This is a genomic window from Enterobacter cloacae complex sp. IR5412 (genome assembly GCF_049237385.1).
Lineage (GTDB): Bacteria > Pseudomonadota > Gammaproteobacteria > Enterobacterales > Enterobacteriaceae > Enterobacter > Enterobacter intestinihominis.
Genome location: NZ_JBMKHQ010000018.1, coordinates 39,642 through 66,383, shown reverse-complemented (window position 1 = coordinate 66,383; position 26,742 = coordinate 39,642). Strand labels below are relative to the sequence as shown.

Genomic DNA, 26,742 nt, shown 5'->3' with positions numbered 1-26,742 from the left:
CACCTTTACATGAGTTTTTGAAAGTTAGACCACAAGCGATTCAATGCAATTCCCAGTATCAATAAAGCGACTGGTGGGAAAAGTTGAGCGATATTGTTAAATAGTGACATATTTGGCATGACCAGGTAGACCATCGTTAAAGCACTGATCACCCAAAATGCTCGAAACCAAATACGATAAAACTGAACTGTAACCTTACCAAATACGTACCTCTTCAATTTCCACTGGTACATTCCATCTGCTAGCATGGCAAATAGATAGGGCAGAAAAACGATTAGCCACCCCAGGATTAAGTTCCACCGGAAAATGGACTGATAAAGTAAGAGGGGTATGTTTTTGGCCATAGTGTAATTAATAGAGGTAAATTTTTCAGCAACAATGTTAATACCTCTGGCTGGTTTTTTGGTGTCAGGGATCAGAATAGTATTCAGATAGTCAATTAACTTATAGTCATGTACCAACCAATTTAAAGTCGCTTCACTATTTGCAATGACAGACTTCCAACGGTCATTTGATATGATGGACCGGCTTGCATTAACCTCCTGAGTAATCTGATATTTGAGCTCCTCAGTATTCTGGAAAGCCAAGCTGTAACCAAAATAAATGACCATGCCAAAAAAAAGCATTGTTCTGAGCACTGCTGCCCTGCTTGTATTATCCGCAGCCATTGCTTTCCCTCCATTCACGAAAAAGAGCTAGCCTCTGATCGTGATTGCAATAGTTGTTACGCCACATCGTCGGGATACCCAGGAGCCAGTGGTACTGTTTAGGTATGATTTGGTCGATGAGGCTTAACTCCGCCAGTTCTTTATGCTCTGCGCTTTTCCACTCGATCTGTCCCACATCAGGAACAAATACAGCGGTCCTTGCTTTTGCGGCCTGGCGGGAAAATTCTATAAAGTTGATGCCCCACGGCGTCCAGTATCTGTACTGCTCGTTTAGGCCGATGTTAAACACCGGCAGAGAAAGAGTTGAGTCGGCAAAAGCCGAAATCACATTTTTGCAGACTCTTGGACTATCTATTTTTTCCTGTTCGGTTTTGAGATGAGTCAGCAGTGCACGGTCAATAATGCTGTTAAAGGTGTTTGTATAAAGGCCATTAGGGTCAGGAAGCTGATCTATGGCAGTAATGATTTTAAATTTTAACCGAGAAAGAAAGGGAGAGTCCTCAATAGTAACTATATGACTATGTGTTGTTTCTGGATGAATCTGGGGTTTGATGCGCTGTACTTGTTTAAAAGAGACACTACCTGGCAAATTAATGAATGCGCCCACCGTGCGTGTTAAATCGACGAAATAAGGCAAAAGATAACAACCAAGCATACGGGCATTCTTTTTTACAAGATCACACCGTACGTCATTGTTATCGAAAGAAATACGGAAACTAACGAATTTACGTTCAGGACCTTCGCTGGTGGTCAGTGATTGAATCCATTCATGGCATGATCCTTGTGGTACCGACCAGTAGCTGGTTTCACGGTCCCCAAAGGGATCAGTCGTGATCAACTCTCCCTTTAAAAGGAAAAGCTCAGACAGGGTATTTGCCATGGAGAATAGGGAATCGATATCGTTGCTCTGACAAAATTTTCCCAAATGATGAAACGCGTTTTTTTCTATCATAGTTAGCCGATCTCGAACTTCCTGAGAATCTGCGTACTTTAAACCCAAAGACTGAAAGCGCCTTTTTACGAGCGAGCGACATTTGCTGACTTTTAGTGCAGAGCTTAAAATTTGCTGGCGCGTCAGGACAATTTTTTCATCCATCAATGCAACTTCCTTAGAAATTTATTAAGATTTTTGATATCGAGATTTTGACGCAAAGTAACTTTTCCGGCCTTCTTGAAAAGCATTTCCGACAGAGTTGTGTTTGGCTTCATTTGTTTCTCAGCAACAGCAATAGGGATTTGGCCTACAACCTTCCTGCCATCTTGAAGCCTGGCAACTATGTGAAACATAGGGACCTGACCCAAGAGATCCTTTGGAATACTCTCTTCTAAAGTTGTCTGCTTTCTTTCTGAGATTGAACCTGAGAAGTTATTATGCGGCAAAGATGTTTCTGAACCGGTCGTATAAGTGACCATATTTGTGCTTATCGCACTCTTACCAAAGTTCTCTACAACAAGCGTCTGAGTAGGAGTATCGTTGACTCGCAAGCTTATATAATTGTTGCAGAGCCCCGTAATTCGATTGGCAGTTTCAACACTTGCCGCAGCAATAAAGTCGGAGATGGTTTGGGTGCAAATAAACAGTGCAATTTTCGCTGCACGACCCTGCGCCAGAAGGTTAATCATAGGGTTGTTAATGGCTGAGTGTGCCTCATCAACAAAAATACTTATCCTGGAATTAGCTGACATATCACCATCTTGAGCGTTGTAGCGACTACCGGCACAGGAGGTCAGATCTGACATTATTAATTGAGAAATAGCAGCTGCTGTATCGGGGTTTGAAAGGCCATCAAGCGAAATGTATAGCACCCCGCCAGTGCTGAACATCCCTTCGCTTGTTACAATTTCTCTTGATGATACTGAGTTCGGGTTAGGAGATAAAAGCTCATTTAAAGGTTTTTCAATGAGCATATCGAAAACAGGCATAATACCTGCGGTCATTTTAGCCATATGCTCTGGGTCGGACATTGAGTAATCAATAAGCTGGGAAACAGTATCTAACCAGTCTATTTGTTCGGACCCCTCGTAATTCATGAAATGAGCCGTAAACCATTCAGCGAGACGCTTGAAACGTACCGGCAAGGTATCGTTAGCGACGTACTTAACTTTTTCGGTCCAGACATCGTAACCATAATATCTCGCGTAACATGACTCCATTACCTTGACTGTAAGATTCACAATAGACATGTGGCTTTTCATGTTCTTGTGAATCAGATAAATAGAAGGCTTTTTCTCTATGTAAGAAAGCCCGGAAATCACATTGGAAACGAGAGCCTTGGCATACTGAACGAATGGGTTAACCTCACCGGGAACTGTCACCAAGCTCAAAAGACGAGATGTTAGGTCAGAAACATTAGTATAGGTGTTGCAGACATCAATACAGACCGAAGATGCTGGCTGGCCAGGATGAAATTTATAGAAAGGAAGACCGAGGGTCTTAGCCTCTTCCATTAGAGATTCTCGCCACTCTGCATCGTTCTTTGGATCTATGACAACAACAACATGACCAAGATGAAGCATGCTAATGCTTAGTAAACGCTGTAGCACCGTTTTCCCGGTACCCACGTTTCCGGTTATCAGAGTATGACCAAACCAATTGTCTTCAGTTACAAATATGGGTTCCCTACGTTCCACAGCAAAAATTGCATTGCTGCCGCCCATCTTACGAGCCATTGCGTCAAAATGTCTCTTAATTGGGTTGAAGACGAATGGCAACTCGATCTCACGTTTATCACTGGAGAGGTTAGCTATTTGATATGCCCGATCCGCATGTTCCGGACCCCACTCAAACCCATCACAAAAATAGGACTTTCGCTCGGGTATATCCTTATTTTTATTTTGATAATCCTGAACCAGTTGACGATACTTTCGCTCATTGGAGAAAAAGTTACTTTTGTTAATTACACGCAGTGAATCAAGACTAACGAACATGAAATGTCGCTTGAATACACGCCAATGAGCCATCAAAAATGGCGCTGCTGTTTTGCAACGATAAAGGCACAGCAAAAAAAGCAATATTGAGGTGAACAGAACTATTGGGGCGATGTCCAGTCCGTCTGAAGAAAGTCCCATATAAAGCATAGAAACCGAACAAATCAAAAGTATTGAGGCACTACGATACTCAAGAATAGGCCGATAAAAATTCTCTTGTGCATGGAGGTTAGTCCTCTTCGAATCTGACATTATAGGTTCCCAGCCTCTTTCAGGTTATTGATAATTCGTTCAATGTCCACTTTCGCCCGGTCTGATGCGGCCAGCAAAGTAGGCATGTTAAATGCATGGCATTTTGTATTGATCACAGCACCAGAATTAACGAGGTACTGAGGAAGCTTATTGAAAAGATCTTGAGCCTCTAACTGCGACCCAAATTTTTCCACGCAAGATTGGGTCAGATAGAGAGTATTAGGAGTACTTACCATAAATCTGTTTTTGCGCTTTCTTTTAAACGCCACCTCCATTTTGGACAGAATTTGATGCAGTACTAACGCAATTTCTACAAATTCAAGCTCTGTAACGTCACCTTCGCTTATAAGCGAGAATTCACCATTTTGGTCTGATTCAGTAGATGCAAAGACTTTACTGTTCAGATTGTGACCAGAAACAGGTGATGCTGGTTTTTGTACTTCTGCTTTGTCCGATGATTTATTCCGGTTGCGCTTGGGATTTTGTTTTTCTACCGGTGCTGTTGGGGCGAACAGTCTGGCCAGTGCTGGCGAAAGATGATGCCCCTTAGCGTCTGTGGGCGCATGCTCTCCATTTGATTCTTCAAGTACAGGAGGTAAGGCGGGCTCTTCACTTGCCATCACACTGGTTGCGGCTGCTTCGGTCTGGGAATACACAACTTCAGCTGGTGGTGGGCAGTTACCCTCAGTATCTGGTTCTGAGTTTTCTTGTCCTACAGAAACATCCATAGAGCGTTCATTCGTACCCTGGGGATCAGCGTTCTGTTCTCGGTTAAGTTCTGGTAATTCTGACGGCTCGGAGAGAAGCTTTTCATTATGGACCGAAGAGCTTGTTGCACAACTACCGACTTCTGGCCGAGAAACACTAAGCTGTGAGAAATCGGTATAATCAATGATCTCATGCTCTTCATCTTCTTTCTCAAAAAGATGTTGATAATGTTCATATTCCACAGCCTCAGTTTTCAGCGGACCAGTCGCGGATGCACTATCGGTTCCATGATATTCCACGTCGCCAGAATGTTCTTCGACTGCATTTACACGTGGGGGAGGCAGCTCAAGCGTTTGCTTTGGACGTGGGGCAGAGTTTTCAACAGAAGACTCATCATTAATCACTAATGCCTGATACATAGAAGTATTGAAAAGTGACTTTAAAGTTGTTGGCCTTCTTGGCTCATGATAGGTGAGCTGGAACCCGGCGCAGTTATCGCCGAGCTGGACTAAACGCAGATCGTCAATGTCCCTTACTATCCACATTCCATCGAGAGAGCCTTCTCTGAATGTCAGTTGGAAATAGGGCTCTTCACTGAATGCTTTTTCATCTAATCCCGGCAGCAATGCCATAGTGGTATCTATGTTGAGGTAGGGGACAGCATCAACACACACTATATAGTCATTGGAAAGTGGAGCGCTTAAAAGGAGTTCATGAAGTTGGTTGACCAGGACATGGGATTCCGTGTCCTTTGCCGATTCATCTTCACTTTCTTCTATATCAGGAATGACAGGATCAGCTGCTTCCTCACCCTCAGATTTAACTATCTGCGTGTCATTATCAATTTCATTATCACTTTCGGCTTTCTTCTCAAAATCGTCGGATGAGCCTTCATTTTTCTTAGAATGTATATCAACATCAATAGAGGCAGAGGAGCGGCCTAAATCATTAACCTTAAGAACAGCCGTCTCAACAGTATCAGTAATTTTAGTTATAACGTCCCGACCGGGCACTGGTCTTCTGTATTCAGTAACTGTTTTTTGCTCGTCAATGTAAATAAAGTCTTTATTGGCATTAACGCTAAAAAGACCCGGCACTGAGTCAGGGATTTTATAAGAATCAAAGATTAAACCAATCCACCTTAGCTTAAGAAGGTTATAGAATTCTAGTTTCCCTATCCCATTTCTAAAGATGTTTGATATTTCGTTTTCCGAATAGATACCCGGAATGAAGTAGTGAACGACACGCTCATCATCATAGGGCTCGACGTAACCACGTTGAACTAGGGATTCTACCAATACGGTCTTACCAGCCTCTCCCTGAGGGAAGTTATATTTATGTAATTCGAAATCATTGAGAACAAAATCAAGGAATGCGTTCTCGTTAAGGTATACCTCACCATTTACGATAATGATGTGCATAGGCTTAGCATTGTAATTGTTGATATTGATACTGGTAAAGTTGTGCTTGATGGTACTAATGGCCCTTGCTGCTGCATCATTAGAACGCAGACCCATGATAGGGTCACGTAAAACATTAAGGTCTGTACCAGTAGAATAGAAATCAGCGGTCCTCACGCATTTAGACAAAAAGTCATTCCCATCAGTATAAACGTTTAGGGCGGTGATCATTTTTGAATAAACACGTTCTTTATTTACCCGATCCAAAAATGCAAGACATACCGGGTTTAGGATTCGCTCAAGGAAAACGCTGGACCAGATATTATGTTGATTATGAATACGCTTTCGCCAGTGGATTTCGTATTCAACCACGTCATTTTCACGTGCCCAGTCAAGAAGACTTTGTGAGCTTGGCGTCCAAATGATCGGACTAGCTAAATTCAGGCTTACAATGTCGAGATCGTAAACCTTTCCGGCATCATGGACTAAACCACAGATAAACGCAGCATAGAGATATACTTTTCTACGGACTACTTCTTCATCTTGATATCCGATTGGTCTCAGTTCTGAGTGATGCGCATTTTTTAAAGAGAGTATGGCCACTTCCAGGCTGTGAGAAAGTAACCCACCAATACCATTATGATGATGATTTTCGGAAGCTGGCAAAAGATGTATCCAGCGAACATATTCAACCAAGGGCTTTAAAACTAAATTAGTAAATGTATATGCATCGTCCCTGATGTCGCTATCGCTGATAGCTAACATCATTGAAATTGAGTGCAGCTTTTCCCGATACAGAGACAGGATTGACTGTTCATTAAATGTCTGTATGCCCGTCGGACGAGTTGGATACTCGATGAATTTCAGGACTTCTGGATTTGGATGATCAGGAACAGTGTACTTCTGATCTCCTAGAATCTGCGCAAAAGGAGAGAGGCTTGATATATCCTCAATCATTACAGAGGTTGCATCATTCTCCTGAGATGAGAATATCCCCAAAATCCGTTTAATACATAAATACAGCGCCCTGAAATTCATCATCATACCTTATCGACGTTTGCCTGACAGTTCGGCTGCAATGTATGCCTGCACACTTTTATATTGCATTACTTTGGTGATGAACTCTGCTGGACTGTATGGCCCATCCTTACGGCGAGAAACATTCAGAGTCTTTTTCACATTCTCAACATATAAATTAATACTCTTTATAATGTTGTGAGACATAACCGGATAGTCGCTTACAGCCAGTAAACCCAATGAGTTGTACTCATACATTGTGTTCATGAGCTGGTTCATCTCGAAGATGTACTTGTAAAACCTCATGGTGTTGTGGTTATTGAAGTTGAGTTGTACTGGTTCAAAACTGAAAGGTACAAACTGAGTTGATGACATGAATGAGTCATTCTTGTCGAACTCAATTGACTTAATATAAGCAACAAGATTTTCTTTCATCTTATTGTTTTCTTCATGCAGCTCGTTGAACCAATCCTGAATAGCCTGAACAAGGTCAGGATGTTTAACTGCATCAACCGTTTTAAAGAGAGAGGAAATAGCGATACTCACATCATCAAAACCTCTGATGACTGCTCCATTTCTGGCAGTTAAAAACCGGTTAAAGTCTGGGGTGCCGGGGTTAATAATAACTTTGGCCATACCCTGGTGCTCTGGTCTACGTTGAGTAGAAGTTTGAGCGTTTACGCCTTGCTTTTTATTTGAACCTTTTACCATTACATCTTTTGGTTCAATGTTAATACGCTCATTGTCCGTGATAATTGCGTCGTTCATTGTGCCACCTTAGTTTTTGAGTATTGACGGATTTTTCGTCCAAGTTCGATATATGCTGAATGATAGAGCTCAAGCATTTCTCTGTAAGGCTCCAGCAATGCTTCCGTTTCAGAAATCATTTCGTATTCCCAGCTGGCATGGTTTACAAAACAGTTCTTAGAATATTTTCCACTTTTCATTGGTTGCACCCGTTTTGACATGTGGCTAGGCGCTCTTGTTTTATAAGGGCTGAACTGATGCCAAGTGATCGTTACTTTTCTGGCATTACCAATTAGCTCAACTTTTGGTGCGTAAGAACCCAGGTACTCCCTCTTTGGAACTTTGCTATGTCGGGTAAGGTTAATCTCTTGGTGGTTTCGTTCCTTCCACTTGATCCAGTATTTTGTAATGAGATCTTCAGCCTCAACACGCAAACCTTCAATCTGAGCACGTAAATTTTTACGTGTTAGCTCTATAGAACTTATAAGATTTGAATTACTCATGACGCCTCCTGATGTGAAATTACTATACCGGAGGAAATTTCCGTTTTTTTTCACGAACAGAAGATTTTTGAATGCTCTTTGATGAGGGAATTGAACAGATGTAATGCACTCGCTGTTTCCCCCATTCGGGAGGGGCCTTCAGAAACAGTAACAGCGAGTTTAGCCTCACTTCCATCGCTACCCCCTAAAGTTACTTTTGACAGAATGACCATTGTGGATTATTGCTTTTGATAATGTGCATTGCTCTATTAAAGTTATACATATATCTAGTGCCACTTTTCCAAAAAAAATGACCCTATGGAACTTTGTCCATAGTGACACTTTTATAAAAAGTGACCCTATGACGACATTACATAGGGTCACTTTTCAAACATAAGTGACCCTATGTGAGGCATTCATAGGGTCACTTTTCTTTGTTTAGTGATCCTATGTAAGCATGAGGTTGATGAAAAGTAAAAATGTCAGTTTATGACGGTCAGTGAAAGACGTCGTTATTCTAATCCAACGTTGGGAGGGGCTGGATTTAGGTTTTTTTTTAATCGCTTCACATTTCGTTAGCATGCGCAGGAATTTTTGATAAAATTCTGGTTAGTTTGGTTAAAAAGTGTTACAAGTAAGCGGTGTGGTTGAAGGGATAGATTTAAGGCTTATTCAAGCCTTAAGAAAATACTAAAAGTTACTTTTCACCCTACCGAACACCTAACAAAAAATCCATGTTGAAGATTTGAACAATTGTAATGGCGCAAGGACAATCAGCACATGTCAGAATCTGATAATTTAACTCGTAGCTTACTCGGTAAACTTTTCCGCACTGAGATTTCGCTTATTCGTAGTTACCGTGCATTTTTAATGTTATTGCCTGTGCATGGATCTTCTGCATATCAAACTGGGACTCCTCTTCTCCAGCGTCGCCTATTTGGGAAAGGATTTAGTACAGCCGCTGATTTAGCTTTTGAAGTGGAAACACGTCCAGGTAGTTTTTTGGTTCCGCGTACACTCGGAAAGGAAATTACATGGGAGAGGTTTTTTTCTGCGGTCTTGGACGGTGATTCCAATGTAATTCGTGAATATGATACAAATGATATTGACTATGGTATTTACGATGCCGGTGAAAAAGTGACTTTTCTGAATGGTACAGTGGATATCTATAATCCCAAGAAGATTCATGAGTTGCGTTCTAAATGTGTTGATATACAGAATGACTACTTTATGCAGGTGTTCTTTATCTCAATGCTCGCACCAGAGTTTGTAAGTATTTTCTTTGGTTTAAAACCAACTACAGCTGATGCTATTAAAGACATTGGTTATTCATCGTTAAAAACAATTAACGATGTCGTTCTTTTCCCACGTACAATTGCTTTCTCACAAGGGCATATTGAAGAGAGTGTTTCACTTAAAACGAAAGTTTTTGCCTGGGCTTATGAATTGTCTGCTGACATCCGGTTAGGAAAAGTTAGTGATGATTTGATGGAACTATTACGTTATGACACTATGTTCACCAGTCACCGTCAGGATGTGTTCAACACTTTAACAAATAAAGTTATGTTAAAGGATTATTGATATGGCAAAGGTCGATCAAACAAAAGCTAATGCTCTATTGCGAGCAGCAAGAACTATGTCGCTTGGGGCAAATAAAAATACAATACGAATTTTGTACGGTAATCATGTTGCTGAAAATATCGATTTTGAGCCTGGTGCAAAAACAAAACTCAAAAAAGGTATCCGGGGCTGGAGCAAACGCACAGATAACCGCCGAGCCTTTTCTGCTGTTATTGATGTCGCAGTTAACTATTTTGGTTTTGATCCAATAAATCCGGAAGCGAGTTTTCGGCAAATTGACTTCAACCGAATAATGAGTGTCCTTCATAATCTGGGATACTTTGTATGCGCACCGGAAGTTAATAAAATAATAGAAATCCTTACTTCTATGAAAGAAATTGAAGAACTAGGTGCCTGCGAAAAATGTAAACGCCCATACATTGTGCCAGTGACAAATGATGCTCATTGTCCACGTTGCAGATTATCTTCAACTGCTTCAGCCATAGAGAGGTATTCTCAAGAAGAATTAGATTAAATTTAAAAAAGATATCGCGAAACTTGCCTTGTCTGAATCTAAATATTGACTTAAGTCAAATTCTGTTGTTTGCTTTACAATCAAATATTAGTTACAACTTAAATATCAACTCTTGACAAGTAAAGATATAATTTGATTTTTCTTTATTCAGTTTTTCTTCGTTCCAAAAATGTGCACCTTTTTTTCTGTTGAAAACGTAAAACTACTTAGGTTCTCAAAACCTTCTATGCATGACGACTTCTTAATCGCTTTCAATTAATATATTTTATATTCTTGTCTAAGTTCGCTTCTTTGATCCTTAGCTATTCCTTTTTTGAAATATAGAAACAGCATTACTTGTGATGATTTTTTTCAGCTCTAAATACACCTGTTTTCAAAGCAATATTTGCTTTTAGATATTCGATAAAACCATGTTTTTGTTACACCGGATTTTTGACAACGTGCAAGATGGATGATCTTTCCATCACCGAGACTATCTTCTTAGTCAGCACTCCTTTTCCGTCCTTTTCAACATAAAAACGACCATGCTATACGAGCTCTAACCTTTTTTTTGTATGCCATCATAACCGCATCAGAAAAGGAGAACGGTCTATGACTCGTATTGCATTAGCGCCTTCAAAGATGGTTTTGCTTATGTCTTTGGTAATTACTGGTGCCCACGCCAGCCCTGAGCAACCCCTAATAAAAGATACGCCCTTTGTATCTGGCCAGGCTTATAAGAAGGGTTTCTTCTGGTATGACGATCCTGCTAAAAAAAGCGAAGCTGAAGAAGAAGAGGTTTTGCCACCAACCGGTGCTGCTAGCTCGCCTTCAAAAGAGGAAATGGTAGATTTAAATTCAAAATGGCTAAAAGAGAATATGCCTCGACTGTTAACGCAGGCAATGGATAACCCTACCGCAGAAAATCTATCACGTTATTACACGGCGCAAAGGTTAATGCTGGATATCAGTACGCGTTTTTCTGACAAATCAAAAGATTATTTTCTTAAAAACCCGATGATGTCTGAAAAACGCAGGCAACCAGTGGAAAAGGTGGCACTGGATGCTCACCGCACTGTTGTTGAAAAAAATCAGCAAACGGTAATGAAAGATATCTTTACTAAGTCAGGTTTATTTTTCTTTTTCCAGAGTACTTGCCAGTTTTGCCACGAAGAAAGCCAAATACTTCAATTTATGCAGAACTATTATTCGGTAGATATTCTTCCAATCAGTATGGATGGAAGGCCATTGCATAATGGCCTTTTTCAGGATTTTAACATCCCCAACGCACAAATTATTGATCAATTTAAAATTCGAGAGGTACCTACAATTTTCCTGGTTTCAAAGGATGGGACATCAGCTCAGCGCATTAGTGAAGGCATGATCTCCGCTGATGAATTAAAGAACACTATTATACTTGCCGCGAAGGGCATGAATCTGATCGATGACGCTTCGTTCCAGTCAACTCTAGATATTAAAAGGCAATATACCATCGGCGATGATGGCGTTATTACCGTTAATAAATCCGAAATGGAATCAGACCCATTCCTACTTCAAAAAATAATGGACCAAAAACTCGAAGGCTATGACATGCCTACGGCCGATCCGGTCAATTATCTCAATGCTGGCGGCAGTTTTGGAGGCACTTATGCGCAGTAATGCCGTTTTCAACTTCAAAAAGTTACTTTTGTCTCTTTCTGTTTGTGCTGCAATTTTAGCCCCGACTGCAAATGCAGACAACGCAATGCGTAACATTTTCAATGGCATGATGACGTCTACCAGCCCGGCCACCTTTTCCACAGCAACCCGTACAGGCATAGTTGGCGGGTCAATGTCTTACCGAACAACAAACGTTAATACCAACCTTGTTTCCATGTCGTTTCCAAAAGCTTCTGTCGGTTGTAACGGTATTGACGTTTTTCTTGGGTCCTTCAGCATGATCAACGGGGACCAGCTTGTGCAGGTGGCCCGTGGTATTGCCCAGGGTGCGGCTATCTATGCTTTTAACGTTGCTGTTTCAGCTATTTGTGCTGACTGTGCTGCAACGATTAATGACATCCAAAACAAACTGCAAGCGCTAAATAAATTTGCGAAAGATTCATGCAATGCAACTTACTCTTTCCTTTCTGAAAACGTGGGTACGCCAAGCCAGTTCGCTAACTCAGTTAGCTCTGGACCAGCCTCAATTCTGGGATCGATTAATGGTCTTATTCCTGATTTTGGCTCATCGATGACAAAGTCACCTGAAGCTGTCACTTCTCAGGTTAAAGCAAAGGATCCCGAAGAGTTCGCTGAAAAATTCAGTGGTAACCTCTTCTATATGTCGTTCATGGATATTGATAAGGGAACGATGAACATCGGAGGGGTAACGGAGTTATCCGGTTATAAACTGGCAGAACAACTTATGTCTCTCGTAGGTACTGTCATTATCAACTGGGATAGCAAAGGCGAAAAAGCGGGAATGGAAGTCCGCCCGTCTACCATGACTGTCACGGATTACATCATGGGGCCACCAGCTGGCGGATCAATTAAAATGCTCAAGTGTTCTCCGGCACCAGATCCATCATCCCCACGAAAGGCTCAGTGCCTTGTCATGTCAGAAGTTAATGACGGTGGTTTTAAGGGATTGAAGGATACCATTTCTGATCTTCTTTTAAACGTACAGAAAAAAATCATCAACGACGTTCGTGTTTCAGATGATGAATTACGCATTATCTCCTATATCGGCATCCCGACCATTATCGACTCTTTGCAAACATTCGAAGCACCGGAAGGGTACGCATACATTCAGGACATCAGCACTATTGCTGCGACGAGCCTCGTAATCAACATGTTGCGCCAGGTTGAGGCCAAAATTTCAACCATGAGCATACCGAGTGAGTCGCTGTCGGGTAAAAGGGATGATCTCAACCGATTAACAGACAATCTCTCAAAACAGGTTAAAGCCGCCTATGAGCTATCGCACAGCCAGGTCGGTACCAGCTCGGACGTCATTTCAACCTGGGATAACCGTCGCCTGCAACGGAAGGCTTTCACTGAAAGTATTCGTGGCACACGTAACTGAGGTCTGACATGGATTACAACATATATACCCTGGGTGATATTGATTTTGTCTGGTCGGCTTTTACCGGTATTGCCCTGATCTTTTCTCAATATACTGGTGTAAAAGAGTTCCTGACCACGGCCGCCGTTGTAGCAGGTGTGAGCCTATTCTATAAAACGTGGCTATGGCTTCAGGCTCCGACCAAAAATGAATTACCGTTTTTCTCCTGGTTTTTGGGGTTGATCCTTTTCATGATGGCAATGGTTCGAGTGGATGTAACTATTGAATCTGTAAAGTCGGGAGAGGTCAGAAACGTCGACGGAATTCCAATTTTTATTGCTGCGATGGCAACCGTCACCACTAACTTAAGCCAGGGTTTGCTGAAGGATTATAAAACAGCGTTTGATCCGCTTTCTCCGGTGGACCTGTCTGCAACAACTCTGGACGATGACATCACCCTCGGTCCGATGATCCGATTCGTGAAGTTTTTGCAATGGGGCGGCGATAGCCAGGGCTACTGTTCCGCATTTCCTGAACCGGCCAGCGGGCTAGGGCCAATGAACGTATGTGCTACCGTTCAGTCTCTTGCATACAACTGCCTGAAGGCTACCCAAAACTCAAGCGCAAATATTGCCGGTAAAGAAACTATTTTTAACGATATTTTCTCAGCTAATCTGGCAGATAGCATGGACCGGATTAATCAGGCGATGAAAGGCGCACTGAAGAATGCCTCTGCCAGTATTGTTGGCGCTAACGGTTCAAAATCTGGTACGTGTGATGAGGTCTGGTCAACTGTGAAACAGGTTACCAGTACAGCTGAAGCTCGCCAGACTATTTCCCTTATAGGACAGACAAACGGCATCCTTACTCCAGACGAAGCAAATGGTGCACCTACCGGCGCAAGCTTTACTGATGTTATGGCGTCAGCAAATGGTATGTACGGTAAGGCTATTGGTTCGTATGACGCCACCCTGAACCTGTTCATTATGAATGAGCTCAGAAATGGCGCAAGCAAATATAAGACCCCACTCGGTCTGGCTTCCGATATGCAGTTGTTTGAGGCTTCTCTGAAGCGAACCAACACAATGGCTTCACAGGGCCAGTTGTGGTTACAACTGTCGGGAGCAGCAATCGCATTCCTTGAAATGTTTGCTTATATGGTTGCTCCATTTGCTTTGCTTATGCTGCTGGCGTTAGGTGGTAATGGTGTTGCCGCTGCGGCGAAATATTTGCAACTTATCCTCTTCGTGAATATGTGGCCGCTTACGGCAGTAATGGTCAACGCGTATGTGAAGAAAGTCGCGACGGCCGACTTGGATACCTGGAGCACCCTCAACAGCCAGAATAATGCCGTCACGTGGATGGGACTCCCAGGGCTTGCGGAAACATACAGTTCATACCTGTCTGTTGCTTCCGCCCTCTATGCTCTGATTCCGGTACTCACATTATTCCTGATGACACAGTCGATTCACCCGATGATGAATGCGGTTAAGGGAGTGACCCCCGATGCGCCGGTGGATACTGGTCATGTAACGCCCAAAGTATGGGATGGCCCTAACAGCGGTAAATCTTCATTTGGTGACGTGACACGAACCGCCTTAACCAGTACCGGTCAGGGATACAGCGATGGCGGCGCAGTTGATTCAAGTAATTTCCGTCTTGGAATGTGGAATGCTGGTTCAAGTATCGCTAACAGCCAGGGACAAGGATCAGCTGTAACCTCATCAGTTATGAGTGCGGCAAGTAATTCATTCCAGGCTGGTTACAGTCAGATGAGCGAAATTGGAAGGTCAGGACAGTCGAGCCAGCAGTTCTCAACCAACCTGCAAACAATGAAGCAGATCTCGGATAAGATTGGTGCCTCTGTAGCAGAAGGTATTGCAACGAAACATGGGGTGAGTGCGTCTCAGATGGCCAGCATTGCTTCAAATGTTATTCTCAACGCTGGGCTTAATGGAGGTGTTGGAACTGGCAATGGAGCCGGGCTGAAAGCGGCTGTAGCAGGGCAATTGAGTAGCGGTGCATCTAAGACCAATACAGGCAGTGACTCGCTTTCAAATGACCTTTCAAAAGCAATCACGAATCAGCTTAGCCAGGATTCTGCGTTAACTGACCAGTTCAGTAAAGCGGCGTCTCAGGTAAGCAGCGATCAGATATCCAATACTAATGCGTTTAAAGAAGCATCGTCGAAAATGAACCAGGCGACACAGACGATGGCGCAAAATATTTCTACATCGGTTTCGACTAACGCAAGCTCCAATAGTGGAATGAGCCTTGATTCTAAACAAAGCATTAACCTGGACAGGTTCTCCGATTCTATTCGCAACAAAAACTTCAGTGATGATGATGTAAGGAATTTTGCTCGTAAGAATGGGCTGGATGAGAATGCGTTTATGGAGAAATTCAACTCCTATAACGATACCTTCAAGGCCAGTAATCAGCTTGGATCGCAGCTTCAACGTACTGACGCGCTTGTGGCTGCAACCCGAGATTTCAGTGAGCAAAAAATTGCGATTGATACCGCCCGGGGAGAGACGGCCGAAAGTAATAAACAGGATCTCCGTGAAACCTCCAGCCTGCTTAAAAGTCTGGTTTCCGACTTCGGTGGTAATGCACAGCAGCTGCTACCTATCACCAATCAGCTCGACAGAATTTCAGGTGACGGGTCAGGAATTAATACTATCACTCAGGCACAGGATAGAACTCCTGACAGCGTAAATACGTCTGGCGTGATGAGTGCGTCACGCGTAGGGGAACTGGGTGGAAGTGTAGATTCGCAGGCTAAACTCGGTCTTTCCTCCAACGCTCAGGACGCGACACAGCATGTCCCTGGAAAAAGTGAAGCTGGCTTTACTCCGTATAACCTTGATAACGCGGGCAAAGGCGATATTCAGGGAATACATAACAACAACGTGGGCCGCACTTATTCTGATGAAGAAAGGAATGTGCTTAATTCTCTCGAAAAGAATGGACCTGTACTGAATAATCAGGGTGTAGAGAAAGTCGTCAATTCGGGTCAGGATGTCAGAAATGCAGAAGGCACATTTAACGATCTGGAAAAGGTTGGAGGTCGGGTGGTTGGTGATGGAATGGATCAACGAGCCACTGCTTTGAACAGTATGTATCAGAGCGGGCAAGTTCGTGGCTTATCTAATAACACTGATAACTACTTTAGTCGTGTTGCCAACAACCCGAACTTAAGCCGGGACGATAAGCGAGCTGAATTGGCACAGCAAGCTGTCTTTACCTATGGTGCCAGCACCATGGCTACCGGTGCCGAAAGAGAGCAGCTCAAAGCGGATACCCAGAAGATCCTTAATGAACTGGGTAACTATAACGTTAACTGGAGTATGAATGACGTTAAGAGCATCCATAGCAGTTTCAACACTCATAACAGAGCTGATGGTTCACTTGAGTCAGTCGTACGGGCAAACCTGGGAGAAGGTGGGTCGGGCGGTGGTCTCGTTGGTAACCGCACTCAGACCGTCACAGATCGCTTGGTTGGGGAAAAGATAGAGGCCAACACTGAGCGGGGCGCGATTTCTGGTGCGCTACTCGGGGGCCAGCAATTTGTTTCGGATACGCTAACCAGCGTTGGGGCGAAACCGGTAAATGAGATGCTTACGGGAGCGGGCATCCTTCAAACCCAGACATCGATAGCAAATGATGCCTCTAACCCTGCAAATATGCCTGATTCTCTCCAGGGTAAAGTCCTTAATCACATGCAGATGTCTGATGGCGTCGCAGCTGTAAGTGACCGGTATCAGAGTATTAGCAGCGACGGCGTTTCGACTTATGCGAATGCAGCGCAGAACTCTGAAAGGGCTATCCGGCAGCAATTGACGGATGACCCACGCTTTGGGCCTCAGAAAGCAGATGAATTCATTCAGTACATGAAGTCAGAGCTGAGCAACACAAATGAGCCTTACCAGTCACGTGTCGATAAAGCGGATCAGTGGCTTAATGAAAATAAAAAATAAGGGAGGTTGAATATAACCTCCTGAAATGACTATCAATAGATTGTAAATTACTGCTAAACAATTAAGGCCGCAAAGTATGTGTTTGCGGCCTTTTTTTCAGAAGTACCGCTCTTGCGGAACATTCAACTGACGGTTTGAATCAGTGAAGACAAAAATCTATCAAACTCTGTATGAGATTCAATAACATAATCAGTAGATGCTTTGTCTCTTATCTGAAAGCAGTCGTCTGCAAAACTATAAGCGAAAAGTGACATGCCATCTTCTCCGATTAACACCTTATCAGTGAGATTTGGGTCAACGTAGATTTCATTGTCTCGTGCTTCAAAGTTGCGTATGTAAATATTTGACCACAATAGATTTTCGTTCTCTGCCTGAACAAGGTTATAAAACGTAAGTCCGTTGTACTCAAAACCATCCATAGCATTAAACACTTGGGCATAATCAAGCCTGGTTTTAATGAGTTTCTGTATATCTATATAGGCGCTCTTTTTGTGATCTGCCCACTCCACTGGAGGCGGATTGCAGATTAAGTCTTTCAAGACTTCCGGGGCTACCGGGCTGGCTAAAGGGTAGTGATCTGCAACCATCAACCTCTTTAAGCTGCTGAGTAGTTGAGTTAAATCTTTCATGAGCGCCTCTTACTTTCCTACCGGGTAGATAACACCGTTCGGCGATGGCCATAGAACTTTGGTGCTTGAATTATACGGTAGATCCTTCGTAATGATGGATTGTGCTTTCGACAGTGCTGAATGGTATGGTGAATTCTGAATAAGTACCAGGTTGTCTATAGCGTTTGTGCCACCATCATCAAGAGGGATCTTGTGGTGAACCTGCCACCCAGAGGGGACCTTGCCTGTTGCAAGTTTCATCAAATCGTTAGGTTCAAACGTAGCCAGGGCATCTGGGTGGTCTGAAAGTGATTTAAGGAAGTTAGGGCGTACAGTATTGTTGAATTGTCCACGGAGAGCTAAATATTCAGCTCTGTCTCGGCGCATGTAGTTCAATTCGCTAACATTCATATCATCGAGCAAAACGTGTGCTTTTTTGTACTTGCCGAGATAACTTGTCAATTCATCCGCAGACCTTGGATTTCGGATAACCAGAAGTGAAGCCGCTGCAACCAGCATACCTGAAGTTGTTTCGTTCAATACCTGGTCATAGCCTTCAACAGCTTCGCCGCCAAGTTGTTCAGCCGTATGTCGAAATCCCTCCACATTTCCATTATAAAGCCCGCCAGCTGCGAGAAGACGACCAGCCGCTTTGGAATTAATGGTTTTTGTTGATTGGGCGTGCTGTGCTGGTGTCGTTGATCGAACGTAATACCCCGGGCGTTTCAACTGACGAGAGATGATATCGCGCAGACGGGTAAAGAGGGACAGGGGCAGGTCATTGCGTAGGTTGCCATTTGATATAACCCCCGGCCCGGCATTGCCGGTTATGTCTTTTCTAAGCAGAACGATCTTACCGTATCTGATGTCGTCAAGCGTATCGCGGTAAGCGAGCCAGGGGCGTTGATGGTGGAACTGGTGATACCGGCTGACAAACTGTGTATATCCCTGCGGTAAATTCCATTCCTGAATAATCCGGTTTGGCAGGGCGGTATCTTCGAGGTCATGTACCGCCGTGGCCGGATGTATGATGTGGGGAATATCCTCAAGGTATATGTCATCCAGTGACTTAGCCTGACAGTGATGCAGCATAATGTCCCTTTCTTGTCGAATTCATATGAGACATTATTGCGTATGGTATAAAACAATCAATCCTAAAGTGGATGGGCGTACGAGATCAGCAGTGACAGGGTAAAAGGAAAGTTACTTTGTTCATCAGCGTCCCATGAGCTGATGGTACCTTGCGTTAAGAGCTGCAAGGTCAGATTCGGTGAGGCCCGTGTAATAATCGGTTTTGTGCAAATGCGGATAACCGGCCGGAAATAATGATTCGTCGTCATCAAGGCAGATAAATGCTTTAACTCGATGTGAAAAGACAAAGTCCTCACACTCGGCAGCCCGCACACCAGTCTGTCCGTGTTTTAAATATACCGAACCGGTTGCACCTATGATTTTGTCTCTATAAGGCACCCGGAACAGAGATTTCAGATAACTTGTATTAGCGCACTCACGCCATGAGCTGGAGATAACAATCACCATGGCAGGGCAGTTATCCAGCAATTTCTCTAACAGTGGCATTCGCTCAAAGGTTTCATTTTTACACCTGTGGCAAACCCCATCGAAATCTAAGAAAAGCACGACATGCGAATCAGGGAGAGGGGCCCATAAACCAGCTGTTGTTTCTTCATGAACACATACTTCTTCATGATGAGGGTTTTTCTGGATCAAGAAAGAAGAGAGAATCTTAAATAAATTTCTTGCAGAAGAAGACAATATATTACTCCTGAGTCAGTGTGAAATATTTGTGGTGGTTTACCCAAGCCACTCGATGATCTTCTGTAATATCGGGTTGTATTTATTTAACAACAGGAGTCGGGTTTTGCTCCGGGACATTTTTAGCTATATGGCCATTGTATCGAGGAGGTTGCTGGGTCCATTGATAAAGCTCACCCATCCCGTTACGCTGCTGGATCCGGCGATTGTACTTTACCATGAAGTTAAATATGTACTTTGCACGTACCTTTGGGGTTTTGCTGTTGTAATCTGCAATCCCTTCAAACACATTGCCCTTGCGATCAACAATTTTTCTATAGAGCCACCATGTTCCAACCCAGAAACTTGCGCAAGCATCGTAAGCCAGAACCCGCCACGTTACCGTCGGGAAATGCTTTTTTATTTCAGGTAGATTGGATGAGTTGATCTGCATTGGGCCAATATCATAAGTGCCGTTAGTATTCCTGCTGAAAGTACCAACCTTACCGCCTTCATTGTCAAACAACGTAAAAACCAGTTCAGCATCAATTCCGAAGTAGCGGGCGGCATCCGTAATGCACTGAGTGTAAATCTCATCAGGAACGGGAATAGGTTTCACATCATCTGCTGGTGGTGTAAACACAACGATTTCTCCACTGAATCTACGTTTTATCTATTCTCCCATATATCTATCGACTTTCTTTCGGCTTTACCCGTTGATTTAAGCGTTTAAGCAAAATTCTGGAATTTTGGGGCGTGATAATATTAGTGCTCGATTTAAGGAGCGGAAATGAAAAAAATTATTAAGGCATCGGTATTACTTCTTTCATTAAGTACCGCCTTCACGATGAATGCCGAGCCGGTTAATACAATGGTACTGCCAGATGCAGCCCGGGATAAGCTCAAAGCCATTGGGCTTTCAATCGAGCACGTCGAACCCTCGCCAGTAAAAGATATTTTTACGGTGATTTCCAGGGAGGGGGTAAGTTACGTGAGCAAAGACGGAGATTACATTTTTACCGGAAGCTTATTCCACGTGAAAGGTAAAGATGTGGTAAACACCACTGAGCAGGCCATTTTAATGGGCGTCCGGGAATTCGCATCCAAAACAAAATCCATCGACTACAAATCACCAAACGAAAAATACCGGCTTGCTATCTTTACCGATATAACCTGTGGATACTGCCAAAAACTGCATCATGATCTGAAGTCTTATCTTGATGCCGGTATTTCGATTAAGTTTCTTGCATTCCCACGTGCAGGACTGAACTCGGTAGTAGCCGGGAACATGGCCAAAATCTGGTGTTCAGCAAAGCCAAACGAAGCTCTGGATGCAGCGATGAATCCGGTTTCAACTATCCCGGAAGGACGTCCTGATGAGGCTTGCTTAAACATTATCAAATCGCATTTCCAGGTGGCCTCAACAATCCCGCTGCAAGGTACTCCTACCATGGTGACACTAAGCGGCAAACCGCAGTTATTTACGGGGTGGCTGAGCCCGGAAAACCTGGTGACCCAAATGGGCGCTGCGCAAAAGTAACTTTTCCGACTGTAAGAGGTGTGTATGAAATCTACTTTACTGAGTACGTTAATGCTGGTTGCTGTAGGTGTACAGCCCGTTTTCGCTGCACAATGTCAGTACGGAGCCTGTGGAACGGAAAACGATCCCGGAATCGGATTTCTGATGTCATCGGTACAAATGGATAAAGGTGAACATCTAAAGGAACTCTCTGGTGTTGCGACCACAGGTGACACCATCTCTAAAAAGATGGAAAGCTACCTGGGAAATAAAAAGCTCAAGGTAAACACCGACAGTACCCGCAAGGGGCCGGGTAATACCACCATCAGGCCTACAGATGAGCTCGCCCCAACGAGGCAACTAAAAGTTATCCGGCCCGAACTGGTAAAAAATCCCGATTCGCAGCTCGTGGTAGCTTTCAATGAGCGCCTGGCCTGATTTATTGACTGAGAGCGTCCAGAAGGAAAAAAGATGTCGATACTCAGTAGCTTCGTCATCAGAGCAACGGGGATACCTGACAAAAAGTATCTCCGGGATCCCGTAATAAAACGTTGTTATAAACGTCTGAGTCGTAGGGTGCCTGCTCTAATGACGGGGTGGCTTCTGTGCATTCTGGGTTCAGGGTATGTCAGTATGGCACTGGAACAGCCTGATAGCACTGTATTACTCAGTCTGCTGCTGTTGTATGTTATGTCAGGCATTTTACTGATGCAGTTCCAGTATATGTATTCAGAGCGAAGCATAGGCTACAAGTTCTACCTGGAAGTGCTTATGAATGCAGCTGCCAGTACTCAACATAAAGAACAGTTACAGTATCTGTTCATTAATAAGCCCAATTCCATCACGATGGGCGATCTTTACCGACTTTATGATTTTAATGGGGGAGGGCGATAGCCACGTTAATGTGCGTGTCCAAAAGTCACTTTTGAACATTCTCTTCCCGCCGTCTGCTTTCAGTTCCAGGGGATCACTGCAACATAATTTCCGGAACGCAGCGGCGCATCAAATTTATCAGTAAAGGCGTCGATCATTGCTGAATAAGCAATGCTGTCTGACGGCACAGGTGCATTGCTTTGCATACTCACTTTCAGAACCTGCTTTGCTCCTTTCGCTGACGGGTATACCTCGACATCCAGCTGTCGCATATAGTGCATCTGCGACATCGTCTCAGTGCCTATTACCCCATCGACTGGCTTGTAGTCATAGTCAGTATGCAATTCGCCATGCTTGTCAGTTCTCGTTGTCTTTTTATCTACAACGTAGCCTGTCACCCCAGTAAGAAGCTGCTCGCTATACTGCATGTTCTCCTGTGAGCTGCTGATTCGGAACCTGAGCACATAATCTGGCTGGTGAGTGGAAATAATGACTCCTTTTTTTGCTAATCCATCAGCAAAACGGCCTGAAAACATTCTGGACTGAATACTTTCGTCCGGAGGGACTATCTGAAACCTTTTATTTGTAACAGGACGAGGCATTAGATCGTACGCATCTACCTGGTTTGCGAAATGATATCCGCATCCACTCAAAAGCATTGCGGTTGTGAGTATAAAGCCCTGCCTAATCATCCTTTAATCTCCAAAAAGCATTGTTTCACGAATAATTCCGATTTACCGGGCCAGTATAATCCATCGCAGGTTAATAACTAACAGGCTGAAAAGCATAAAGGTAGCTATGTCTAAAGAATTTTATTTAAAACCGATGGCCACGATTTTAATTTCTGCGGTTATTGCTACCGCTGCCTCGGCGTTAATCACGGCAACTTATTTTAAACCGAAGGTGCTCAGTGAGGAAGAAATTGGCAAAATTGCCGCTACTTACCTGGTAAAAAATCCCCATTATTTAGTGGAAGCAGGTAAGGCGCTGGAAAATCAGAACGTGAGTGCCTCAGTGGAACGAATAATTCCATATGCGCCAGCTCTGCTGGATACCAAGGAGACGCCAAACATCGGCCCTGATGACGCCGACGTCGCGGTAATCGAGTTCTTCGACTATCAGTGTATTTACTGCATGCGGGTTACACCTGTTGTTGAATCGGTAATGAATCAGAGCAAAGATGTAAAATTCTTCTTTAAAGAATTCCCGATTTTTGCCGGTTCAAAACCTGTATCTGCCATGGGGGCCGCTACGGGTCTGCACGTCTATCAGAATTTCGGTGCTGAAGCCTATCGTAAGTACCACAACAACCTGATGGCTGTGGCTCATACCTTCATGACCTCTCAACGCAAATTCGAACTCACTGACTTTAATACTGTGGTGGAAAAGTCAGGGTTTAACAGCACGTTTTCTGACAGGGAAAAAAACCGGTATGAAAACGTGATCTCCGGCAATATGCAGCTGGGCGAAGCGCTCGGGATCACCGGCACACCCGGTTTCATCATTATGAATATGAAAAAGCCGAATGCGGCGACTACCACATTTATCCCCGGGGCTATGGACGCAGCAACTTTGCAGGGCGCAATCGAAAAAGCTCGCGGGGCCTAAAGTTACTTTCACATTTGATGAGTACGGCCATGCCGGTCATGGCCGCTACGCTTTTACAACGAGTAATTCATCCCAGCGGGTCGTATATCTCGGTGATAGCATGGCCTGCTTCATACGAAAATCCTGTTGAATGCCTTCCCCCAGTAAAAACAGAGCTCCGCGCTTTTCTTTATTGAACCGGTCCATAACTTTCATCAGTGCCTGACTGCCAGGCCTGGCCGGGCGAGTATCAAACAGGCTGAGTTGCTCTGTGCCGTCAGTCATAGCGGAGAGCATTACCCCTGCTTTCGCATACGCTATCCCGGGTCTGTAAATGCGGTTCAGGATGGTCATGGCTGCATCAACCAGATCGCGGGTGTCCTGTGTAGCGGTAAGCGGCTCGATACCACAATTGCTGTAGCGGTTTTCACCTTGCGCATAATTGCTACTCTGAATGAAGACTGTGATTTGACGGGTCCACGAGCCATCCTTGCGCAGCTGCTCTGCCGCCCGGGCGGTAAAAAATGAAACTGCCTCATGTAGCTTGCCTATCTCATTAAGGCGCTGACCAAAACTTCTGGAAACGATAATCTGTTGCCTGACAGGAGGAGACTCGTGCAGCCGGAAACATGGTTCGCCATGCAGTTCCCGCCAGGTACGCTCGATTTCAACGCCAAAGCTTTTACGTAAAAAGCGAACGTCGCTATTATAAAAATCACCGGCAGTGATGATCCCGAAAGCCGACAGGCGTTCACTAATCTTTCGACCAATACCCCATATTTCTCTGGTACTGATCAGGCTCAGGAGCTTCCTGATCCTGGCCTGATCAGTCAAAACTACAACCCCGCCTGTAGCTGCCCATCGTTTGCTCGCATAGGTGCATAATTTAGCGAGGGTTTTGGTGCTTGAACAACCCACACCACAGGTAAGGGACAGATTATGAAGAAGTGTACTTCTGATCAACCGGCCGTAATCTTCATAATCTATTATCTTGTTCATGTTTTTCAATAACATGAAATTTTCATCTATGCTATATCGACTCGATTGAGGCGCGAAGCTTTCCAGCGTTTCATGGAAGCGATTTGAGTAGTCTTCATACAAAGTAAAGTTAGAGCTCCGGACTTCGATCCGGTGTTGCTGAATCAAATCCCTGCACTTAAAAATTGGGGTCCCACGCTTAATACCAACGCTTTTAGCCAGTTTATTCATTGCAATGACGGACGAATCGTTATTGCTGGCTATGATGAGCGGCTTTTTTGACAGCTTGGGATCCATCGCACACTCAAATGCCGCATAGGCTCCGTTAATATCAACGTGCATGTACATGGCTGAACTGATTCAGTGCAAAGGTGACGACGCCCCATATCTCAAGGGATTCAGGATTTACACGTATCGGCTTATAGGCTGGATTAGAAGGCATCAAAAGCAGCTCAGGATACGTGTGTAAGATCTTTACCGTAAACTCTCCATCCACCAGCGCAACGACGATAGAGCCGTGTCGTGCTGTTAAAGACCGATCCACAACCAGTATTGCTCCATCATTGATACCGGCATTGATCATACTGAGGCCCGCCGCCCTGACAAAGAAGGTTGAGGGGCGGTTGCGGACTACATATTCATGCAAATTTAATTCATTATCTTCATGCCCGGCGCACGGACTCATCACTCCACAGCTTAGTAAATCACTGAAAAAAGGTGCCATTTCGTAAGGCTTGTTGCTAATGTGCTCAAGGATAACAGACATAGCTACACTCGAATTCTTGTACTGTATGTATAAACAGTATTGCGAGTTGAAGAGAAAAGATCAAATCTCTCCGGTAACGCTATCAAGCCTGACGAAAAATTAAGCTTTATCATAAACATCAAAAACCATCTTTTACCGATAATGGCGAGCTGGCCTACGAAGAAGGTATACAAGCTAGGATGAAAGGATTCTGATGCTCCTCCCACCAAATTTTTTATCTCCTGAAGACCAGGCTGAGTACGATGCTTATATGGCAAGGTTCAGCGAGGTAAATCACTATTATGAGCATTGCACTGTCCCCGTGATTGACTGGTTTTTTAAACAAGCAACCGAGGCGCTGCATCATGGTCTATGGTTACCGGCCTGTACGAGCTTTCTGAATGGGATCGAAACATCACTCAGGGTTACGCTGAAGTTGAAATCAACTGTTAACGTTCAGCAGTCAGTTCCTGTACTGGTGGACTTAGATGGTACGTCAGTAATGAGTAACGCTTTAATGCGAAAGGCTAAGCAGGAAGGGATGCCGATAGAATTACTGTCATTTCCAGCCGAGAAGAATATGTTGGCAAAGATAGACGCTGGTAAAAAACCTGAAGCAGATATCGTCAGGCTTAGAAATAGTCTATGCCATGGCAACATTCTGGAGTTCATTATGAGTGTTAAAGTCGGTTCTCCAGATCCCATACGAATTTTTACTCCTGGTAACTGCTGTGGTTTAGCGCTTTTACTTTCGGCCTTATCGAAGAAATGGACGGTAGGCTTGCATCAATACTGGATCGACAACAATCTGACGTCCTGCTGAAACCTCATAAATCATGCCTACTAAAGTCACGTGCAAAAAAACGTTGTAGCATGATATGTTTAAAGTCAAAACAGTGGGTTCTATGTTTTGACGGCAAACATGATATAACTAATACTTCATAAGTAGATATCAATAGTCATAATGGAGTGAACTATGAAATTAAAAAATATTCTGCTGTGTGCGATGATGTCAGTCGCTTTTGGCTCCTCTGCTAATACTACACATAAAGTTGAAAACGAACCTATCCCAAACATTATTCTTGATGGTAAGGTTGATGATATTTGTAAAGATGCAAGCATCCGAACTGAACTTAATCATGATAAAGCAAAGGAACTGGTAACCACCAACCTGAAGCAGGCATTACCATTAAATACGGTACCGGATAAGTTGGATGAAGTTGCAGAAGCCTTTGTAAACCGCGACAAAGGCGCTTCAGAAACAGCAGACCATTGCCTTGTTAATGTACGTAATAAATACTGGGAAATGTATCCCTCTGAAGATAAGTAGCATTTATTATTAAAGGCTTCACTTAAGAAGCCTTTTTTAACCCTTTGCGAA

At 43.7% G+C, this 26,742-nt stretch carries 24 protein-coding genes; 11 read left to right on the top strand and 13 right to left on the bottom strand.

Annotated elements, in window-relative coordinates; translation table 11 throughout:
* Positions 1 to 5: 5 nt before the first annotated feature.
* From ACOTX2_RS22665 to mobI, 6 genes are read right to left on the bottom strand one after another with little or no spacing between them, the layout of a single operon-like run.
* A complete protein-coding gene (locus tag ACOTX2_RS22665) occupies positions 6 to 668 on the bottom strand; it encodes a DUF4400 domain-containing protein (RefSeq protein ID WP_000718549.1) in 663 nt (220 codons plus the stop codon).
* Positions 655 to 1,764 (bottom strand): hypothetical protein, encoded by a 1,110-nt coding sequence (locus ACOTX2_RS22660; protein ID WP_000343600.1) that lies wholly within the window; start codon positions 1,762 to 1,764, stop codon positions 655 to 657. Before ACOTX2_RS22660 ends, ACOTX2_RS22665 begins: the two co-directional genes overlap by 14 nt.
* Positions 1,764 to 3,848 carry a conjugative transfer system coupling protein TraD gene (traD, locus tag ACOTX2_RS22655; RefSeq protein ID WP_001284073.1) on the bottom strand — a complete coding sequence of 695 codons (2,085 nt, stop codon included), beginning with the start codon at positions 3,846 to 3,848 and terminating at the stop codon, positions 1,764 to 1,766. The genes ACOTX2_RS22660 and traD overlap by 1 nt, the downstream gene beginning before the upstream one ends.
* Entirely contained in the window at positions 3,848 to 6,994 is a 3,147-nt protein-coding gene (gene mobH / locus ACOTX2_RS22650) for a MobH family relaxase (protein WP_001011152.1), read from the bottom strand. Before mobH ends, traD begins: the two co-directional genes overlap by 1 nt.
* Positions 6,995 to 7,003: 9 nt before the next feature.
* The gene (locus ACOTX2_RS22645) at positions 7,004 to 7,741 is read right to left on the bottom strand and encodes a hypothetical protein (protein WP_000995978.1); all 738 of its coding nucleotides are present in this window, start codon (positions 7,739 to 7,741) and stop codon (positions 7,004 to 7,006) included.
* Positions 7,738 to 8,223 (bottom strand): conjugative transfer protein MobI(A/C), encoded by a 486-nt coding sequence (gene mobI, locus ACOTX2_RS22640; protein ID WP_000071885.1) that lies wholly within the window; start codon positions 8,221 to 8,223, stop codon positions 7,738 to 7,740. The genes ACOTX2_RS22645 and mobI overlap by 4 nt, the downstream gene beginning before the upstream one ends.
* 759 nt (positions 8,224 to 8,982) lie before the next feature.
* Between mobI and ACOTX2_RS22635 the strand changes: the two genes are divergently transcribed.
* The 5 genes from ACOTX2_RS22635 to ACOTX2_RS22615 all read left to right on the top strand — a co-directional run bounded on the left by ACOTX2_RS22635 (position 8,983) and on the right by ACOTX2_RS22615 (position 17,299).
* A complete protein-coding gene (locus ACOTX2_RS22635) occupies positions 8,983 to 9,783 on the top strand; it encodes a hypothetical protein (RefSeq protein WP_000004208.1) in 801 nt (266 codons plus the stop codon).
* 1 nt (position 9,784) lies between these two features.
* On the top strand, positions 9,785 to 10,297 hold the full coding sequence (locus tag ACOTX2_RS22630) for a hypothetical protein (RefSeq protein WP_001140952.1): 513 nt from the start codon (positions 9,785 to 9,787) through the stop codon (positions 10,295 to 10,297).
* A 591-nt stretch (positions 10,298 to 10,888) separates the two neighbouring features.
* Positions 10,889 to 11,935, top strand: coding sequence for a thioredoxin family protein (locus tag ACOTX2_RS22625; protein WP_000196727.1), 1,047 nt, complete (start codon positions 10,889 to 10,891; stop codon positions 11,933 to 11,935).
* A complete protein-coding gene (gene trhH / locus ACOTX2_RS22620) occupies positions 11,925 to 13,340 on the top strand; it encodes an IncHI-type conjugal transfer protein TrhH (protein WP_001257292.1) in 1,416 nt (471 codons plus the stop codon). The genes ACOTX2_RS22625 and trhH overlap by 11 nt, the downstream gene beginning before the upstream one ends.
* An 8-nt stretch (positions 13,341 to 13,348) precedes the next feature.
* The gene (locus ACOTX2_RS22615) at positions 13,349 to 17,299 is read left to right on the top strand and encodes a conjugal transfer protein TraG N-terminal domain-containing protein (protein WP_000386160.1); all 3,951 of its coding nucleotides are present in this window, start codon (positions 13,349 to 13,351) and stop codon (positions 17,297 to 17,299) included.
* Between the two features lie 122 nt (positions 17,300 to 17,421).
* On the opposite strand, the gene ACOTX2_RS22610 is transcribed toward ACOTX2_RS22615, so the two are convergent.
* The 4 genes from ACOTX2_RS22610 to ACOTX2_RS22595 form a co-directional block, all read right to left on the bottom strand.
* The gene (locus tag ACOTX2_RS22610) at positions 17,422 to 17,928 is read right to left on the bottom strand and encodes a YrhA family protein (RefSeq protein WP_000654195.1); all 507 of its coding nucleotides are present in this window, start codon (positions 17,926 to 17,928) and stop codon (positions 17,422 to 17,424) included.
* A gap of 9 nt (positions 17,929 to 17,937) precedes the next feature.
* A complete protein-coding gene (locus tag ACOTX2_RS22605) occupies positions 17,938 to 18,999 on the bottom strand; it encodes an HNH endonuclease signature motif containing protein (protein WP_000902297.1) in 1,062 nt (353 codons plus the stop codon).
* Between the two features lie 123 nt (positions 19,000 to 19,122).
* Positions 19,123 to 19,680 carry an HAD domain-containing protein gene (locus ACOTX2_RS22600; protein WP_001371950.1) on the bottom strand — a complete coding sequence of 186 codons (558 nt, stop codon included), beginning with the start codon at positions 19,678 to 19,680 and terminating at the stop codon, positions 19,123 to 19,125.
* Between the two features lie 82 nt (positions 19,681 to 19,762).
* A complete protein-coding gene (locus ACOTX2_RS22595) occupies positions 19,763 to 20,302 on the bottom strand; it encodes a lytic transglycosylase domain-containing protein (protein WP_000494968.1) in 540 nt (179 codons plus the stop codon).
* Between the two features lie 147 nt (positions 20,303 to 20,449).
* On the opposite strand from ACOTX2_RS22595, the gene ACOTX2_RS22590 reads away from it, so the two are divergent.
* From ACOTX2_RS22590 to ACOTX2_RS22580, 3 genes are all read left to right on the top strand, one after another.
* Complete coding sequence (locus ACOTX2_RS22590; protein WP_000720274.1) at positions 20,450 to 21,199, top strand: thioredoxin fold domain-containing protein; 750 nt, start codon at positions 20,450 to 20,452, stop codon at positions 21,197 to 21,199.
* A gap of 24 nt (positions 21,200 to 21,223) precedes the next feature.
* Positions 21,224 to 21,616 carry a hypothetical protein gene (locus ACOTX2_RS22585; RefSeq protein ID WP_000843243.1) on the top strand — a complete coding sequence of 131 codons (393 nt, stop codon included), beginning with the start codon at positions 21,224 to 21,226 and terminating at the stop codon, positions 21,614 to 21,616.
* Positions 21,617 to 21,811: 195 nt separating this feature from the next.
* Positions 21,812 to 22,072: a hypothetical protein gene (locus ACOTX2_RS22580; RefSeq protein ID WP_001439466.1), complete on the top strand. Its 261-nt coding sequence runs from the start codon at positions 21,812 to 21,814 to the stop codon at positions 22,070 to 22,072.
* Positions 22,073 to 22,131: 59 nt separating this feature from the next.
* Here the strand turns inward: ACOTX2_RS22580 and ACOTX2_RS22575 are convergent, their stop codons facing one another.
* Positions 22,132 to 22,587 carry a hypothetical protein gene (locus ACOTX2_RS22575; RefSeq protein WP_223230168.1) on the bottom strand — a complete coding sequence of 152 codons (456 nt, stop codon included), beginning with the start codon at positions 22,585 to 22,587 and terminating at the stop codon, positions 22,132 to 22,134.
* Positions 22,588 to 22,849: 262 nt separating this feature from the next.
* Between ACOTX2_RS22575 and ACOTX2_RS22570 the strand changes: the two genes are divergently transcribed.
* Positions 22,850 to 23,659 carry a DsbA family protein gene (locus tag ACOTX2_RS22570; RefSeq protein WP_000031378.1) on the top strand — a complete coding sequence of 270 codons (810 nt, stop codon included), beginning with the start codon at positions 22,850 to 22,852 and terminating at the stop codon, positions 23,657 to 23,659.
* A gap of 45 nt (positions 23,660 to 23,704) precedes the next feature.
* Here ACOTX2_RS22570 and umuC read toward each other — a convergent pair whose 3' ends face one another.
* Entirely contained in the window at positions 23,705 to 24,958 is a 1,254-nt protein-coding gene (umuC, locus tag ACOTX2_RS22565; RefSeq protein ID WP_001371894.1) for a translesion error-prone DNA polymerase V subunit UmuC, read from the bottom strand.
* Positions 24,948 to 25,382, bottom strand: coding sequence for a translesion error-prone DNA polymerase V autoproteolytic subunit (gene umuD, locus ACOTX2_RS22560; RefSeq protein ID WP_000111290.1), 435 nt, complete (start codon positions 25,380 to 25,382; stop codon positions 24,948 to 24,950). Before umuD ends, umuC begins: the two co-directional genes overlap by 11 nt.
* Positions 25,383 to 25,575: 193 nt before the next feature.
* On the opposite strand from umuD, the gene ACOTX2_RS22555 reads away from it, so the two are divergent.
* Both ACOTX2_RS22555 and ACOTX2_RS22550 read left to right on the top strand, forming a co-directional pair.
* Positions 25,576 to 26,184: a hypothetical protein gene (locus ACOTX2_RS22555; protein ID WP_000926374.1), complete on the top strand. Its 609-nt coding sequence runs from the start codon at positions 25,576 to 25,578 to the stop codon at positions 26,182 to 26,184.
* Positions 26,185 to 26,337: 153 nt separating this feature from the next.
* A complete protein-coding gene (locus ACOTX2_RS22550; RefSeq protein WP_000769182.1) occupies positions 26,338 to 26,691 on the top strand; it encodes a hypothetical protein in 354 nt (117 codons plus the stop codon).
* Positions 26,692 to 26,742 lie beyond the last annotated feature (51 nt).

Coding starts and splice junctions, on each gene's coding strand:
- ACOTX2_RS22665 (WP_000718549.1), bottom strand. CDS start 668: ATGGCTGCGGATAATACAAGCAGGGCAGCAGTGCTCAGAACAATGCTT.
- ACOTX2_RS22660 (WP_000343600.1), bottom strand. CDS start 1,764: ATGGATGAAAAAATTGTCCTGACGCGCCAGCAAATTTTAAGCTCTGCA.
- traD (WP_001284073.1), bottom strand. CDS start 3,848: ATGTCAGATTCGAAGAGGACTAACCTCCATGCACAAGAGAATTTTTAT.
- mobH (WP_001011152.1), bottom strand. CDS start 6,994: ATGAATTTCAGGGCGCTGTATTTATGTATTAAACGGATTTTGGGGATA.
- ACOTX2_RS22645 (WP_000995978.1), bottom strand. CDS start 7,741: ATGAACGACGCAATTATCACGGACAATGAGCGTATTAACATTGAACCA.
- mobI (WP_000071885.1), bottom strand. CDS start 8,223: ATGAGTAATTCAAATCTTATAAGTTCTATAGAGCTAACACGTAAAAAT.
- ACOTX2_RS22635 (WP_000004208.1), top strand. CDS start 8,983: ATGTCAGAATCTGATAATTTAACTCGTAGCTTACTCGGTAAACTTTTC.
- ACOTX2_RS22630 (WP_001140952.1), top strand. CDS start 9,785: ATGGCAAAGGTCGATCAAACAAAAGCTAATGCTCTATTGCGAGCAGCA.
- ACOTX2_RS22625 (WP_000196727.1), top strand. CDS start 10,889: ATGACTCGTATTGCATTAGCGCCTTCAAAGATGGTTTTGCTTATGTCT.
- trhH (WP_001257292.1), top strand. CDS start 11,925: ATGCGCAGTAATGCCGTTTTCAACTTCAAAAAGTTACTTTTGTCTCTT.
- ACOTX2_RS22615 (WP_000386160.1), top strand. CDS start 13,349: ATGGATTACAACATATATACCCTGGGTGATATTGATTTTGTCTGGTCG.
- ACOTX2_RS22610 (WP_000654195.1), bottom strand. CDS start 17,928: ATGAAAGATTTAACTCAACTACTCAGCAGCTTAAAGAGGTTGATGGTT.
- ACOTX2_RS22605 (WP_000902297.1), bottom strand. CDS start 18,999: ATGCTGCATCACTGTCAGGCTAAGTCACTGGATGACATATACCTTGAG.
- ACOTX2_RS22590 (WP_000720274.1), top strand. CDS start 20,450: ATGAAAAAAATTATTAAGGCATCGGTATTACTTCTTTCATTAAGTACC.
- ACOTX2_RS22585 (WP_000843243.1), top strand. CDS start 21,224: ATGAAATCTACTTTACTGAGTACGTTAATGCTGGTTGCTGTAGGTGTA.
- ACOTX2_RS22580 (WP_001439466.1), top strand. CDS start 21,812: ATGGCACTGGAACAGCCTGATAGCACTGTATTACTCAGTCTGCTGCTG.
- ACOTX2_RS22575 (WP_223230168.1), bottom strand. CDS start 22,587: ATGTTTTCAGGCCGTTTTGCTGATGGATTAGCAAAAAAAGGAGTCATT.
- ACOTX2_RS22570 (WP_000031378.1), top strand. CDS start 22,850: ATGTCTAAAGAATTTTATTTAAAACCGATGGCCACGATTTTAATTTCT.
- umuC (WP_001371894.1), bottom strand. CDS start 24,958: ATGCACGTTGATATTAACGGAGCCTATGCGGCATTTGAGTGTGCGATG.
- umuD (WP_000111290.1), bottom strand. CDS start 25,382: ATGTCTGTTATCCTTGAGCACATTAGCAACAAGCCTTACGAAATGGCA.
- ACOTX2_RS22555 (WP_000926374.1), top strand. CDS start 25,576: ATGCTCCTCCCACCAAATTTTTTATCTCCTGAAGACCAGGCTGAGTAC.
- ACOTX2_RS22550 (WP_000769182.1), top strand. CDS start 26,338: ATGAAATTAAAAAATATTCTGCTGTGTGCGATGATGTCAGTCGCTTTT.